Below are 14,574 nucleotides of genomic sequence, written 5' to 3' on the forward strand. Positions count from 1 at the left end.
GGGCGCCCTGCACGATAATGAGCTGTGCCCACCCCTCAGGAGTACCTCGCCGACCCCACCGGAACCGAGCAGCGCACGGTGCGGATCAACCCGAGCGTGCTGGCCGCCGACTTCGCCAACATGCAGGCCGAGCTCGCGCGGATCGGCAACGCCGATTTCGTGCACGTCGACGTGATGGACAACCACTTCGTGCCCAACCTGACCTTCGGTCCGCAGATGGCCGAGCGCATCCAGGCGACCAGTCCCGTGCCGCTGGATGTGCACCTCATGATCGACGAGCCGGAGCGCTGGGCGCCGGAGTACGCCGAGTTCGGGGCGGCATCGGTCACGTTCCACCTCGAGGCGGCGACGGAACCGGTCGCACTGGCACGCCGCCTGCGGGCGATCGGGGCGCGAGCGGGGATCGCCATCAAGCCCGCGACCGCGGTTGAGAACCTGTTCGAGGTCCTCGACGAGTTCGATCAGATCCTCGTGATGACCGTCGAGCCGGGATTCGGCGGTCAGTCGTTCATGCCCGAGACGATGCCGAAGCTGCGCCGTCTCGCCGACGAGGCGCACCGGCGCGGATCCCAGGTGTGGCTCCAGGTCGATGGCGGCATCGGCGAGTCCACGATCGCGCTCGCCGCCGAGTCCGGGGCCGACACGTTCGTCGCAGGCTCCGCGGTGTTCGGCGCCGCGGATCCCGGCTCCGCGATCGAGGGGCTGCGCGCCAGCGCACTCCGTCATTCGCACCGATAGGTCGGGAGCCGTCGTGACCTCGCTGAAACCGCCCCTTTCCACCGCCACCGGCCGCATCCGCGCGGTCGGCGGCGCCGGAGCGCGCCGCGCCCTGGGTGCCTACAACGGCGAGCACGGGGTGTACGGCATCGTGCTGGTCACCGCCGTGATCGCCGTCGGCTGGAACGACGAGACCGATCTGGATGTGCTGATCTTCCTGCTCGGCACCGTCGTGGTGTTCTGGCTCGCGCACATCTACGCCGGTGTCGTGGCCAGTCGCGGCGCCGTCCAGCGCGAACCGCTCGGCCGGGCGATCCGCACTGCCATGCAGCACGCGTCCGGGATGCTCATCGCCATGCTGATCCCCGCGGCGCTGCTGGGCACCGCCGTCCTCGGATGGGTCGAGGAGTACACGGCGTACTACTTGGCGCTGGGCAGCGGCATCCTGATGCTCGCCCTCATCGGCTACCTGAACGCGGCGCGCAACGGCAGCACGTGGCCGTGGCGGGTCGCCGGCGTGATCTCCACGACGCTGCTCGGCTCGCTCGTGATCGGCTTGAGCATCCTCGTGCACTGACCGGGAGCCTCGCCTGCGGGCGGTAACCTGGATCCGTGAAGACGTTCGACACCCTGTACGCCGAGCTGGCCGCCAAGGCGACCGAGCGACCCGAGGGGTCGGGCACCGTGGCGCAGCTGGATGCCGGCGTCCACGCGATCGGGAAGAAGATCGTCGAGGAGGCCGCCGAGGTCTGGATGGCGGCCGAGTACGAGTCGACGGATGCCGCGGCCGAGGAGATCTCGCAGCTGCTGTACCACCTGCAGGTGCTGATGCTCGCGAAAGGGCTCACGCTCGAGGATGTCTACCGACATCTCTGAGCCGTCACCCTCTTCCCGCTCCGATACCGAAAGCCCCGCACCCATGCTGCGAATCGCCGTGCCGAATAAGGGCTCGCTCGCCGAGACCGCCCAGGACATGCTCTCCGAGGCCGGCTACATCGGCCGCCGCGACCCCAAGGACCTGCACGTCATCGACCCGGCCAACGAGGTCGAGTTCTTCTACCTGCGCCCGAAGGACATCGCCACCTACGTCGGCTCCGGTGCTCTCGATGTCGGCATCACCGGCCGCGACCTGCTGCTGGATGCCCGGATGCCGGGGGCTCGTGAGATCGAGGCGCTCGGCTTCGCCGGCTCGACGTTCCGCTTCGCCGCCCCGGCCGGCAGCTTCACGGAGCTCGCCGACCTGGAAGGCGTCCGCATCGCCACGTCCTACCCGGGCCTGGTGGACGGGTTCCTGGACCAGCACGGCATCGCGGTGGACCTGGTCCCACTGGACGGTGCGGTCGAATCCGCGGTGCGCCTGGGCGTCGCCGACGCCGTCGCAGACGTGGTCGAGACCGGGACGACGCTGAAGCAGGCCGGCCTGGAGGTCTTCGGGCCCGTCATCCTGCAGTCCGAGGCCGTGCTGATCACCGGTCCGGGCGACGCGGACGGCGCCGAGACGCTGCTTCGTCGCCTGCGCGGGGTCATGGTCGCCCGGCGATACGTGATGGTCGACTACGACCTGCCGGCGAACCTGGTCGATGAGGCCGTCGCGATCGCGGGCGGCATCGAATCACCGACGATCTCGCCGCTGCGGGACCCGGACTGGGTGGCCGTCCGGGTGATGGTGGCCCGCGCCGGCGTCAACCAGGTCATGGATGCGCTGTACGCCATCGGCGCACGGGCGATCCTGGTCACGGCGATCCACAACGCCAGGCTCTGAGATGGCGCTCGTGTGCAGGGTGATCCCGTGCCTGGATGTGGCCGCCGGCCGGGTCGTGAAGGGCGTCAACTTCGAGAACCTCCGTGACATGGGCGACCCAGTGGAACTCGCGCGCGAGTACTTCGCCCAGGGCGCGGACGAGCTCACCTTCCTCGACGTCACCGCGACGGTCGACGAACGCTCGACGACGTATGACGTGGTCCAGCGCACGGCGGAGCAGGTGTTCATCCCCCTCACGGTCGGCGGCGGCATCCGCTCGGCGGAGGATGTCGCACGCCTCCAGGGGGTGGGAGCGGACAAGGTCGGCGTCAACTCGGCCGCGATCGCCCGCCCCGCCCTGATCGACGAGATCGCCGATCGCTTCGGCGCCCAGGTGCTGGTGCTCTCGCTCGATGTCAAACGGTCGGCTTCGCACTCGGGTTTCGTGGTGACCACGCACGGCGGCCGGACCGAGACGACACTCGACGCGCTGGACTGGGCGCGCGAGGCGATCGAGCGCGGAGCCGGTGAGCTCCTGGTCAACTCGATCGACGCCGACGGCACCAAGGCGGGATTCGATCTGGAGCTGATCGCCTTGATGCGGGAGATCTCCAGCGTTCCGGTGATCGCCTCCGGCGGGGCCGGCAGCGCCGCGCACTTCGCCCCCGCGGTGGCGGCGGGCGCCGACGCCGTGCTGGCCGCGAGCGTCTTCCACTCCGGTTCCCTGACGATCGGCGCGGTCAAAGCGGCCATGGAAGCCGATGGGATACCGGTGCGGACATGACGAACCAGACGATCACCGAGCGCATCGCACGCGTGGCGTTCAACGCGGACGGACTCGTCGCCGCGATCATCCAGCAGTGGGACACTCGCGAGGTCCTGATGCTCGGGTGGATGGACGCTGAGGCGCTGCGTCGCACCCTGACCAGCGGTCGCGTCACCTTCTGGTCGCGCTCGCGGCAGGAGTACTGGCGCAAGGGCGACACGTCCGGCAACATCCAGCAGGTGCACGCCGCGCGACTGGACTGCGACGGTGACGCGATCCTCGTCCAGGTCCACCAGACCGGGCCGGCCTGCCACACCGGCACGCGGACGTGCTTCGACGCGGACGATCTCGACCCGGTCGTCGGCGACGACGAGATCGTCCGCGGATGAGAGCGCGGGCGCGACTGCTCGCGGTCCTGGCGATCCTGGTCGCGGGCGCCCTCGGCGTGATCTCCTCGACGCAGACCTGGCTCGACGTCGTCCTGGACGACGGAGCCGACCACCTGCTCCTCGTCGCCGGCGCCGACGCCGTCCCGATCCTCGCGCCCCTCAGCCTCGCCGTCCTCGCGCTCGGCGCGGCACTGTCGATCGTCGGGCCCATCCTCCGGTTCGCCTTCGGCGTCCTGACCGTCCTGGTCGGCGCACTGCTCGGCTATCTCACAGCGGTCGTCGCCTTCACCGCCCCGGTCGCAGCGGTGGCCTCCCGCGTCACGACGGCCACGGGCATCACCGGAGCCGACGCCGTCGCCGACCTGGTGCTGTCCATCACGACGACACCGTGGCCGTTCATCACGCTGCTGGCATGCGTGCTGCTGGTCGCCGCGGGGATCTTCACGCTCGCCACCGCGGCGACGTGGCGGGGGAGCGGCCGCAAGTACGAGTCCGATACGCCCGACGGCGCCAGGGCGACATCCGCCGGCCGGACGCAGACGGATGCCGCCGCATCGGGTTCCCGGCGGTTCGACGCCGTCGACTCGTGGGACGACCTCTCCCGCGGTGCGGACCCGACAGCGGATCCGTCCGCCGGACCCCGCTAGACTTGGCGCACCCGCGCAATCCCGGAGGAAATTCATGAGCAACACCGCAGGCGACCCCGGACACGGACATTCCCCGGCCGCATGGACTGCTGTCGTGATCATGCTGGCAGCGTTCACGATCGGCACCCTCGCGTACTGGTTCGACGTGCCCTGGCTGGTGTGGGCCTCCGCGGGACTGGTCCTGGTCGGCGCGCTCGTGGGCTGGGGCATGTCCAGGGCGGGATACGGCGTCAACGGCACGAAGTACACGCCGAAAGAGCATTGAGCATGCTCGCCGACCTGACGGCCGGCGCGGTGGAGGATGCGCAGGCGCGCGAGGCGGTACGGGATCTGGCGGCTGTCGAGAAGGCAGCGCTCGTCCGACCCGCCGCCCGCGATGCGCTGGTCGCCCTCGCGCCCGCCGATCGTGTGAAGATCATCGCCGAAGTGAAGCGCGCGAGCCCGTCGCGCGGTGACCTGGCCGACATCCCCGATCCGGCGCTGCAGGCGCGCCTGTACGAGCAGGGCGGCGCGTCGGCGATCTCGGTACTCACCGAGGGACGGCGTTTCAAGGGAAGCCTCGCCGATCTCGAGGCCGTTCGCACCGAGGTCGGCGTTCCGGTGCTGCGCAAGGACTTCATCGCGACGGAGTACCAGGTGCTCGAGGCGCGCGCCGCCGGTGCGGACCTCGTCCTTCTCATCGTCGCCGCGCTCGAACAGGACGTGCTCGACCGGCTGCACACCCTCACGCGCGAGCTCGGGATGACACCGCTCGTCGAGACGCACTCGGCGGCCGAGGTCGATCGTGCGCTGGGGATCGACGCCCGCCTGATCGGGGTGAACGCCCGCGACCTCTCGACGTTCGCGCTGGATCGGGACCTGTTCGGACGGCTGTCCGATCGCATCCCCGCCGGCGTCGTCAAGGTCGCCGAGTCGGCCGTTCTGGAACCCGCCGACGTCGCGCACTACCGTGCCGCAGGGGCCGATGTGGTCCTGATCGGCGAAGCACTGGTCACGGGCGACCCGGTCGCCACCCTGACCGCATTCCTGGAGGCCGGTTCCATGCCTGCATCGAGCAAGGGGAGCACGACGAGATGAGCCTGCGCGAGCAGCCCGGTCCCTACTTCGGCGAATTCGGCGGTCGGTACATGCCCGAATCGCTCATCGCCGCCATCGACGAGCTCACCGCCGTCTACGAGGAGGCGATCGCAGACCCCGCCTTCCAGTCCGAGCTCGCAGCGCTCCTGCACTCGTACGCCGGACGCCCGTCCGCGATCACCGAGGTGCCTCGTTTCGCCGAGCACGCCGGGGGGGCGCGGGTCTTCCTCAAACGCGAAGACCTCAACCACACCGGGTCGCACAAGATCAACAACGTGCTGGGCCAGGCGCTGCTGACCACGCGCCTGGGCAAGACCCGCGTCATCGCCGAGACCGGGGCCGGTCAGCACGGCGTCGCGACGGCGACGGCCGCGGCGCTGTTCGGCCTGGACTGCACGATCTACATGGGCGAGGTCGACACCGAACGCCAGGCCCTGAACGTCGCACGGATGCGGCTGCTGGGTGCCGAAGTGATCCCGGTCACGACCGGCTCCCGCACCCTGAAGGACGCCATCAACGAGGCGTACCGCGACTGGGTGGCCAGCGTCGAGACCACCAACTACATCTTCGGCACGGCGGCGGGTCCCCATCCGTTCCCCGCCATGGTGCGCGACTTCCAGAAGATCATCGGCGAGGAGGCTCGCGCCCAGCTGCTGGAGGTCGCGGGGCGACTCCCCGACGCGGTCCTGGCCTGCGTCGGCGGCGGTTCGAACGCGATCGGCATGTTCGACGCCTTCCTCGACGACGCGGGCGTCCGTCTGTACGGCGTGGAGGCGGCCGGCGACGGCGTCGACACCGAGCGCCACGCGGCATCCATCGAGCGCGGCCGACCCGGCGTGCTGCACGGGGCCAAGACCTACGTGCTGCAGGACGAGGACGGCCAGACCATCGAATCGCACTCGATCTCCGCCGGTCTGGACTACCCGGGCGTCGGTCCGGAGCACTCCTGGCTGGCCTCGATCGGCCGCGCCGAGTACATTCCGGCCACCGACGACGAGGCGATGCAGGCGTTGCGTCTGCTCTCGCGCACCGAGGGCATCATCCCCGCGATCGAATCCGCGCACGCGCTGGCCGGCGCGCTGCGGATCGGCCGGGAGCTCGGTCCCGACGCGATCCTCGCGGTGTGCCTGTCGGGGCGCGGCGACAAGGACATGGACACCGCGGCACGCTACTTCGAGCTCTACGACGAGGGAGCCGTCGCCGACGGATCCCCGGTCCTCGTGCCCGCACCGGCCGACGAGGCCAAGGGCGAGGGGACCGAGCTGTGAGCGCACCGACCGGCTCCCGGGTCGCCGCGGCGATCGATGCCGCCAAGGCGGCCGGACGCGGTGCGTTCGTCGGCTACCTGCCGCTCGGGTTCCCCGACCTGCAGTCGAGCATCGAGGCGGCGGTCGCACTGGCCGAGAACGGCGCCGACATCCTCGAACTCGGACCCCCGTACTCGGATCCGGTCATGGACGGCACCGTGATCCAGGAGGCGACGCAGACGGCGCTGGCTGCCGGGTTCCGCCTGCGCGACATCTTCCCGGCCGTCCGCGAGATCACCCGGCGCGTCGAGGTGCCGGTGCTGGTGATGACGTACTGGAACCCGGTACTGCAGTACGGCGTCGACCGGTTCGCCGACGATCTGCTGGCTGCAGGGGGCGCGGGTCTGATCACTCCCGACATCACGCCCGACTCGGCCACCGAGTGGATCGCGGCCAGCGAGCGCACGGGCCTGGACCGCGTCTTCCTCGCGGCGCCGACCTCGACCGACGAGCGCCTGGACATGATCATCGGCGCCTCGACGGGCTTCGTCTACACGGTCTCCACGATGGGCATCACCGGGGAGCGCACGGAGCTGGATGCCGCGGCGCGCCGCCTCGTCGAGCGCATGCGGTCCCGCCCCGGCGCCGAGGACCTCCGCGCGTGCGTGGGAATCGGGATCTCCACGGCCGGCCAGGTCGCGGGCGTCCTCGAATACGCCGACGGCGCGATCGTGGGCACGGCGCTGGTGCGCGCCCTGCGGGACGGTGGCCCGCAGGGACTGGCAGAGACCGCGCGGACACTGTCCGACGGCACGCACACGCGCGCCTAGACTCGTACGCATGACGTTCGCCCTTCCGAGCGCGCTGAACGGCGTGCTCGCCAGCATCCCCAGCCCGACGGTCAGCTACTTCGACATCGGGCCGCTGCGCATCCACTTCTATGCGCTGTGCATCATCGCCGGGATCATCGCCGCCACGCTGCTGACCAACAACCGCCTCAACAGGCGCGGTGCCGAGCCGTGGGTCGTCATCGACATCGCCCTGATCGCCGTTCCGCTCGCCATCATCGGCGCGCGCATCTATCACGTGGTCACCCACCCCGGCTTCTACTTCGGTCCGGGCACCGACATCTGGGCGATCTTCCGCATCTGGGAGGGCGGGATCGCCATCTACGGCGCCCTCATCGGCGGGGCGATCGGCGCCTACCTGGGCTGCCGATGGACCGGCATCCGCTTCTGGACCTTCGCCGACGCCCTCGCACCCGGACTCCTCCTCGCTCAGGCGATGGGGCGGTTCGGCAACTGGTTCAACCAGGAGCTGTTCGGTCTGCCGACCGATCTGCCGTGGGGTCTGGAGATCGACAGCGACAACTCCGCGTTCCCTCCGGGCCTGGCACCGGACACGCTGTTCCACCCGACGTTCCTGTACGAAGTGATCTGGAACACGGCGGGCGTGATCGTCCTGCTGTGGCTCAGCCGTCGCTTCCTGCTGCAGTGGGGACGTCTCTTCGCCATCTACCTCATCTGGTACAGCGCCGGCCGCATCGTGTGGGAGTCGATCCGGATCGATCCGAGCGAAGTGATCCTGGGTCTGCGCAGCAACGTCTGGGCGGCGATCTTCGGCGTCGTGCTCGGACTCGTGATCTTCTTCGTGCAGAAGCGCCGCCACCCGGGGATCGAACCGTCGCCGTACCAGCCCGGCCGCGAGTGGACGCCGAAGGGCACGGTACAATCGCAGGAGCACGACTACGTCGACGTCAGCGAACCACCGACGGACGAAGTCGCCGAAGACACCGCCACAAGCACAGTCGCCACCACGAAGTAGCATCCGCCCCCGAGCGGAGGCGCGAACTTCTGCACTTCAGGGCCGACGTCGTCCCATCTTGAGCATCAGAGTGAGGACGGTTGGAATGGCAGCGAGCCCCCGCCGCAGCGGGCCCCGATACGAGCCGGGCGCCCTTCCCCCGAAGCAGGGGATGTACAACCCTGCCTTCGAGAAGGACGCGTGCGGCCTGGCGATGGTCGCCACACTCCGCGGCGAGGCCGGGCACGACATCATCGACCTGGCGCTGACGGCGCTGCGAAACCTCGAGCACCGCGGTGCGATCGGCTCCGATGCGGGCACCGGCGACGGCGCCGGCATCCTCACGCAGATGCCCGATGCGTTCCTGCGCGCCGTCGTCGAGTTCGATCTGCCGCCGGTCGGGGAGTACGCCGCCGGCATGGTCTTCCTGCCCCGCGACGACGAGCAGCGCGCCGCGCAGAAGGCGGGGATCGCCGAGATCGCCGCGAGTGAGAACCTCGTCGTCCTGGGATGGCGTGAGGTCCCCACCGTCGACGAGCATCTCGGAAAGCTCGCGTTCAACGCACGGCCCGTCTTCGAGCAGGTCTTCGTGTCGCGGCCCGCCGTCGGAGACGCGCCTGCGCTGTCCGGCATCGCACTGGACCGCCGCGTCTACCGGTTGCGCAAGCGCGCGCGCACCGAGCTGGACGCGTACGTCGTCTCCCTGTCCTCGCGCACGCTCGGCTACAAGGGGATGGTCACCACCCTCCAGCTCGAGCCGTTCTACCCCGATCTGCAGGACGAGCGCTTCGCCTCCGAACTGGCAGTCGTGCACTCGCGATACTCGACGAACACGTTCCCGTCCTGGCCGCTGGCGCAGCCCCTTCGGATGCTCGCGCACAACGGCGAGATCAACACCGTCAACGGCAACCGCAACTGGATGCGCGCGCGCCAGTCGCAGCTGGAGTCCGAGCTGCTCGGCGACATCCGGCCGCTGCTGCCGATCTGCACCGAAGGCGCCAGCGACTCGGCTTCCTTCGACGAGGTGCTGGAGCTGCTCACGCTCACCGGCCGGAGCCTGCCCCACGCGATCATGATGATGGTCCCGGAGGCCTACGAGAAGCAGGCCGACATCGCGCCGGACCTCCGCGCCTTCTACGACTACCACTCCATCCAGATGGAGCCCTGGGACGGTCCGGCCGCCCTGATCTTCACCGATGGCACGCTCGTCGGGGCCACCCTCGACCGCAACGGGCTGCGCCCCGGCCGGTGGACGGAGACCACCGACGGCCTCGTGGTCATCGGCAGTGAGACCGGCGTGCTGGACTTCGCGCCCGAGCGCATCAAGCGCCGCGGCCGCCTCCGGCCCGGTCGGATGTTCCTGGTCGACACCGCGGAGCGTCGCATCGTCGAGGACGAGGAGATCAAGGCATCCCTGGCCGGCATGGAGCCGTGGCAGGAATGGCTGGATGCCGGGCGCGTGCGCCTCGCGGATCTCCCCGAACGCGAGCACATCGTCCATCCCATCGCGTCGATCACCCGCCGCCAGCGCACCTTCGGGTACACCGAGGAGGAAGTGCGCATCCTGCTGACCCCGATGGGCCAGAACGGCGCCGAGCCGCTGGGTGCCATGGGCAGTGACACGCCCGTCGCGGTCCTCAGCGACCGACCACGACTGCTGTTCGACTACTTCACCCAGCAGTTCGCGCAGGTGACCAACCCGCCGCTGGATTCCATCCGCGAGGAGGTCGTCACCTCGCTCGCGCTCGGGCTCGGGCCGGAGCGCAACCTCCTGTCGACCGGCATCGACCACACGCGCACGGTCACGCTGGACTTCCCGGTCATCGACAACGACGAGCTCGCCAAGATCCAGCACATCGACACCGCCCTTCCAGGGCGCTCATCGGTGACGATCCGCGGCCTGTACCGGGTCGAAGCGGGCCACAAGGGCATGCAGAAGCGCATCGCCCAGATGTGCACCGAGGTGGACGAGGCGATCGAGGACGGCGCCGAGTTCATCGTGCTCAGCGACCGCGACTCCAACAAGGACCTCGCTCCCATCCCGTCGCTGCTGATGTTGGCCGCCGTGCACCACCACCTCATCCGGCGGGAAACCCGCATGAAGGTCGGTCTGGTCGTCGAGGCGGGCGACGTCCGCGAAGTGCACCACGTCGCGACGCTGATCGGCTACGGCGCGTCGGCGGTCAACCCGTACCTGGCGATGGAGACCGTCGAGTACCTCGTCCGCGCCGGGTACATCACTGGCATCACGCCGCAGAAGGCCGTCAAGAACCTGATCTACGCGCTCGGCAAGGGCGTGCTGAAGATCATGTCGAAGATGGGCATCTCGACGGTGTCCTCGTACGCCGGGGCGCAGGTGTTCGAGGCGATCGGCCTCTCGCAGTCGTTCGTCGATGCCTACTTCACCGGTACCGAGACCAAGCTCGGCGGCATCGGCATCGATGTCATCACCGCCGAGAACGCCGCCCGGCACGAGTACGCGTATCCGGAGGATGCCGCAGCCCGCGCCCACGAGCGCCTGTGGACCGGCGGCGAGTACCAGTGGCGGCGGGACGGCTCCCCGCACCTGTTCAATCCCGACACCGTGTTCCGGCTCCAGCACGCCACGCGCACGCGCCGCTACGACATCTTCCGCGAGTACACGAAGCTCGTGGACGACCAGGCCGCCGAGCTGAAGACGCTGCGCGGGCTGTTCGGTCTGCGCGCGGGCCTGCGCAAGCCCGTGCCCCTCGACGAAGTCGAATCGGTGGCATCGATCGTCAAGCGGTTCTCCACGGGGGCGATGAGCTACGGCTCCATCTCCAAGGAGGCGCACGAGACACTGGCGATCGCGATGAACCGCATCGGCGGCAAGTCCAACACCGGCGAGGGCGGCGAGGACGTCGACCGGCTCCTCGACCCCGAGCGGCGCAGCGCGATCAAGCAGGTCGCCTCGGGCCGCTTCGGCGTCACGAGCCTGTACCTGACGCAGGCCGACGACATCCAGATCAAGCTCGCCCAGGGCGCCAAGCCCGGCGAGGGCGGCCAGCTGATGAAGACGAAGGTGTATCCGTGGATCGCGCGCACGCGCCACGCCACGGCCGGTGTCGGTCTCATCTCGCCGCCGCCGCACCACGACATCTACTCGATCGAAGACCTCAAGCAGCTCATCTTCGACCTCAAGCGCGCCAACCCGAGTGCCCGGGTGCACGCCAAGCTCGTGAGCCAGTCAGGCATCGGCGCGGTCGCCGCGGGCACGGCGAAGGCCCTGGCCGACGTCATCCTGGTCTCCGGCCACGACGGCGGCACCGGCGCGAGCCCGCTCAACTCGCTCAAGCACGCCGGCACCCCGTGGGAGCTGGGCCTGGCCGAGACGCAGCAGACCCTCATGCTCAACGGCATGCGCGACCGGGTGGTCGTGCAGGTCGACGGCCAGCTCAAGACCGGGCGCGACGTGGTCATCGGCGCGCTGCTGGGCGCCGAGGAGTTCGGCTTCGCGACCGCGCCGCTGGTCGTCTCGGGCTGCATCATGATGCGGGTGTGCCACCTCGACACCTGCCCGGTGGGCGTCGCGACGCAGAACCCGGCGTTGCGTGAGCGCTTCGCGGGCAAGCCAGAGTTCGTCGTCAACTTCATGGAGTTCATCGCCGAAGAGGTGCGCGAGTACCTCGCCGAACTCGGATTCCGCTCGTTGGACGAGGCGATCGGCCGTGCCGAATTCCTCGACATCAACGGCGCGGTCGACCACTGGAAGGCCTCGGGACTCGACCTCGCGCCGATCCTGGAAGGGCCCGTGTTCGCCGAGGACGAGGCGCGACGCAACATGCGCCCGCAGGAGCACGAACTGGAGCACCACTTCGACGTGCCGATCATCGAGGCCGCTCGCGACGTCATCGCGCACGGCGGGTCGATCAGCTTCGACCTGCCGATCCGCAACACCGAGCGCGCGGTCGGCACGATGCTCGGGCACCACGTCACGCTCGCCCGCGGCGAGAACGGCCTCCCGTCCGGATCGGTCGTGATCAACCTGACCGGCTCGGCCGGCCAGTCCTTCGGTGCCTTCGTGCCCGCCGGCATCACGCTGCGCCTCGAGGGCGATTCGAACGACTACGTCGGCAAGGGGCTCTCCGGAGGTCAGATCGTGATCCGGCCGCCGCGCGACGCCTCCTTCGACGCGTCGCAGAACGTGATCGCCGGGAACGTCATCGGCTACGGCGCGACGCAGGGCACGATGTTCCTGCGCGGGGTGGTGGGGGAGCGGTTCTTCGTGCGCAACTCGGGTGCCACCGCGGTCGTGGAAGGTGTGGGAGATCACGCGCTGGAGTACATGACCGGCGGCCTCGCCGTCATCCTCGGCGCCACCGGACGCAACCTCGGCGCCGGCATGTCCGGCGGCAGCGCCTACATCTACAAGCTGGATCACGCGCTGGTCAACCGTGAAGCCCTCGCCTCGGGCGAACTGGAACTCGGTGCCCTCGGCGCCGGCGATGCCGAGATGCTGCGCGATCTGCTCACCGAGCACCGGGAGCAGACCGGATCCACGCTCGCGGCATCCCTTCTGAAGCACTTCGACGACGAACTGGACAACTTCGTGCGGGTCATGCCGCGCGACTACGCCGCCGTCCTGCTGACCCGCCAGGAGGCGGTCGCGGACGGCCTGGACCCCGACGGCGATGTCGTCTGGACCCGCATCCTGGAGGTGACCGGTGGCTGACCCGAAGGGCTTCCTGAAGGTGACGGAGCGCGAGCTGCCGGCTCGTCGCCCCGTCCCGGTCCGGATCATGGACTGGAAAGAGGTCTACGAGCCCGGCGACACCGCCGTGCTCCGCCGGCAGGCGGGCCGCTGCATGGACTGCGGCATCCCGTTCTGCCACAAAGGCTGCCCGCTGGGCAACCTCATCCCGGAGTGGAACGACCTCACCTGGCGCGGCGAGGGCCGCTCGGCCATCGAGAGACTGCACGCGACCAACAACTTCCCGGAGTTCACCGGGCGGCTGTGCCCAGCGCCGTGCGAGAGCTCGTGCGTCCTGGGGATCAACCAGCCGGCTGTCACGATCAAGCAGATCGAGGTCTCGATCATCGACGAGGCTTTCGGCAACGGCTGGGTCGAACCTGAGCCGCCGGGGCGCCTGACCGGTAAGACCGTCGCCGTCGTCGGGTCCGGTCCCGCAGGCCTCGCCGCCGCACAGCAGCTCACCCGCGCCGGCCACACCGTCGCCGTGTACGAGCGGGATGACCGCATCGGCGGGCTTCTGCGCTACGGCATCCCCGATTTCAAGATGGAGAAGCGCCACATCGAGTACCGGCTCCGTCAGATGCAGGATGAAGGCACGCGCTTCCGCGCCGGCGTCGAGATCGGCAAGGACATCACGTGGAGCGACCTGCGGGCGCGCTATGACGCCGTGGTCGTCGCCACCGGAGCGACCGTCCCGCGCGAGCTGCCGATCCCCGGTCGTGATCTGGACGGCGTCCACTTCGCGATGGAGTACCTGGTCGAATCCAACAAGGCGACAGCCGGCGACGCGGTGCCCAATCAGATCACCGCCGAGGGCAAGCACGTCGTCGTCATCGGAGGCGGTGACACCGGCGCCGACTGCATCGGCACCGCGCACCGCCAGGGCGCCTTGAGCGTGACCAACCTCGCGATCGGCAAGCAGCCTCCGGGCGAGCGCCCCGAGCACCAGCCGTGGCCGATGTCGCCGACGGTGTTCGAGATCGCCTCCGCCCACGAAGAGGGCGGAGAGCGCTCCTACCTCGCCTCCACGGTCGAATTCCTGGGGAACGGCGGGGGAGAGGTTCGTGCACTGCGGGTGGCCGAGACCGAGTTCCTCGACGGCCGGCGCGTGCCCAGAAGCGGCACCGAACGCGAGATCCCCGCCGACCTGGTGCTGATCGCCATGGGCTTCACGGGACCCGAGCGGACGCTCCTGGAGGAGCAGCTGGGGGCGCAGTTCACCGGTCGTGGCAACGTCGAGCGCGAAGAGGACTACCAGTCCACCGCTCAGGGGGTGTTCGTGGCCGGCGACGCCGGACGCGGCCAGTCCCTCATCGTCTGGGCCATCGCCGAGGGCCGTGCGGCGGCCGCGAAGGTCGACGAATACCTCATGGGCGAGACCGCACTGCCTGCGCCGGTGCGTCCCTCCGATGTCGCGATCGGGCTGTTGCCCGCGTAGGCTTGCCCCGGCTCTCTGCCAGCCGAACACCCCCC

14 protein-coding genes are annotated in these 14,574 nt (G+C 69.6%); all 14 read left to right on the forward strand.

Features of this window, described 5'->3' with window-relative positions; all coding sequences use genetic code 11:
• Nucleotides 1-24 precede the first annotated feature (24 nt).
• The 14 genes from rpe (at nt 25) to BLT19_RS12945 (ending at nt 14,539) form a co-directional block, all read left to right on the forward strand.
• Nucleotides 25-738: a ribulose-phosphate 3-epimerase gene (gene rpe / locus BLT19_RS12880; protein ID WP_269457412.1), complete on the forward strand. Its 714-nt coding sequence runs from the start codon at nt 25-27 to the stop codon at nt 736-738.
• Nucleotides 739-751: 13 nt separating this feature from the next.
• Nucleotides 752-1,294 carry a hypothetical protein gene (locus BLT19_RS12885; protein ID WP_091490937.1) on the forward strand — a complete coding sequence of 181 codons (543 nt, stop codon included), beginning with the start codon at nt 752-754 and terminating at the stop codon, nt 1,292-1,294.
• Nucleotides 1,295-1,329: 35 nt separating this feature from the next.
• Nucleotides 1,330-1,593, forward strand: a complete 264-nt coding sequence (locus BLT19_RS12890; RefSeq protein WP_091490939.1) for a phosphoribosyl-ATP diphosphatase — start codon at nt 1,330-1,332, stop codon at nt 1,591-1,593.
• Between the two features lie 43 nt (nt 1,594-1,636).
• Entirely contained in the window at nt 1,637-2,479 is an 843-nt protein-coding gene (gene hisG, locus BLT19_RS12895; protein WP_091490941.1) for an ATP phosphoribosyltransferase, read from the forward strand.
• 1 nt (nt 2,480) lies between these two features.
• Nucleotides 2,481-3,242, forward strand: coding sequence for an imidazole glycerol phosphate synthase subunit HisF (hisF, locus tag BLT19_RS12900; protein ID WP_091490944.1), 762 nt, complete (start codon nt 2,481-2,483; stop codon nt 3,240-3,242).
• Nucleotides 3,239-3,613, forward strand: a complete 375-nt coding sequence (hisI, locus tag BLT19_RS12905; protein WP_091490946.1) for a phosphoribosyl-AMP cyclohydrolase — start codon at nt 3,239-3,241, stop codon at nt 3,611-3,613. The genes hisF and hisI overlap by 4 nt, the downstream gene beginning before the upstream one ends.
• Nucleotides 3,610-4,260, forward strand: a complete 651-nt coding sequence (locus tag BLT19_RS12910; protein WP_091490949.1) for a Trp biosynthesis-associated membrane protein — start codon at nt 3,610-3,612, stop codon at nt 4,258-4,260. The genes hisI and BLT19_RS12910 overlap by 4 nt, the downstream gene beginning before the upstream one ends.
• A gap of 34 nt (nt 4,261-4,294) precedes the next feature.
• Nucleotides 4,295-4,525, forward strand: coding sequence for a DUF6704 family protein (locus tag BLT19_RS12915; protein ID WP_091490951.1), 231 nt, complete (start codon nt 4,295-4,297; stop codon nt 4,523-4,525).
• A 2-nt stretch (nt 4,526-4,527) separates the two neighbouring features.
• Nucleotides 4,528-5,337, forward strand: a complete 810-nt coding sequence (trpC, locus tag BLT19_RS12920; protein ID WP_091490953.1) for an indole-3-glycerol phosphate synthase TrpC — start codon at nt 4,528-4,530, stop codon at nt 5,335-5,337.
• Nucleotides 5,334-6,605, forward strand: a complete 1,272-nt coding sequence (gene trpB / locus BLT19_RS12925) for a tryptophan synthase subunit beta (protein ID WP_091490956.1) — start codon at nt 5,334-5,336, stop codon at nt 6,603-6,605. The genes trpC and trpB overlap by 4 nt, the downstream gene beginning before the upstream one ends.
• Nucleotides 6,602-7,414: a tryptophan synthase subunit alpha gene (gene trpA, locus BLT19_RS12930; protein ID WP_091490959.1), complete on the forward strand. Its 813-nt coding sequence runs from the start codon at nt 6,602-6,604 to the stop codon at nt 7,412-7,414. Before trpB ends, trpA begins: the two co-directional genes overlap by 4 nt.
• 10 nt (nt 7,415-7,424) lie before the next feature.
• Nucleotides 7,425-8,408 carry a prolipoprotein diacylglyceryl transferase gene (gene lgt, locus BLT19_RS12935; protein WP_091490961.1) on the forward strand — a complete coding sequence of 328 codons (984 nt, stop codon included), beginning with the start codon at nt 7,425-7,427 and terminating at the stop codon, nt 8,406-8,408.
• A gap of 85 nt (nt 8,409-8,493) precedes the next feature.
• Nucleotides 8,494-13,080: a glutamate synthase large subunit gene (gene gltB, locus BLT19_RS12940; protein ID WP_091490963.1), complete on the forward strand. Its 4,587-nt coding sequence runs from the start codon at nt 8,494-8,496 to the stop codon at nt 13,078-13,080.
• Entirely contained in the window at nt 13,073-14,539 is a 1,467-nt protein-coding gene (locus tag BLT19_RS12945; protein WP_091490965.1) for a glutamate synthase subunit beta, read from the forward strand. Before gltB ends, BLT19_RS12945 begins: the two co-directional genes overlap by 8 nt.
• Nucleotides 14,540-14,574 lie beyond the last annotated feature (35 nt).

The sequence above is a fragment of the Microbacterium pygmaeum genome (genome assembly GCF_900100885.1).
GTDB classification, from domain to species: Bacteria; Actinomycetota; Actinomycetes; order Actinomycetales; family Microbacteriaceae; genus Microbacterium; species Microbacterium pygmaeum.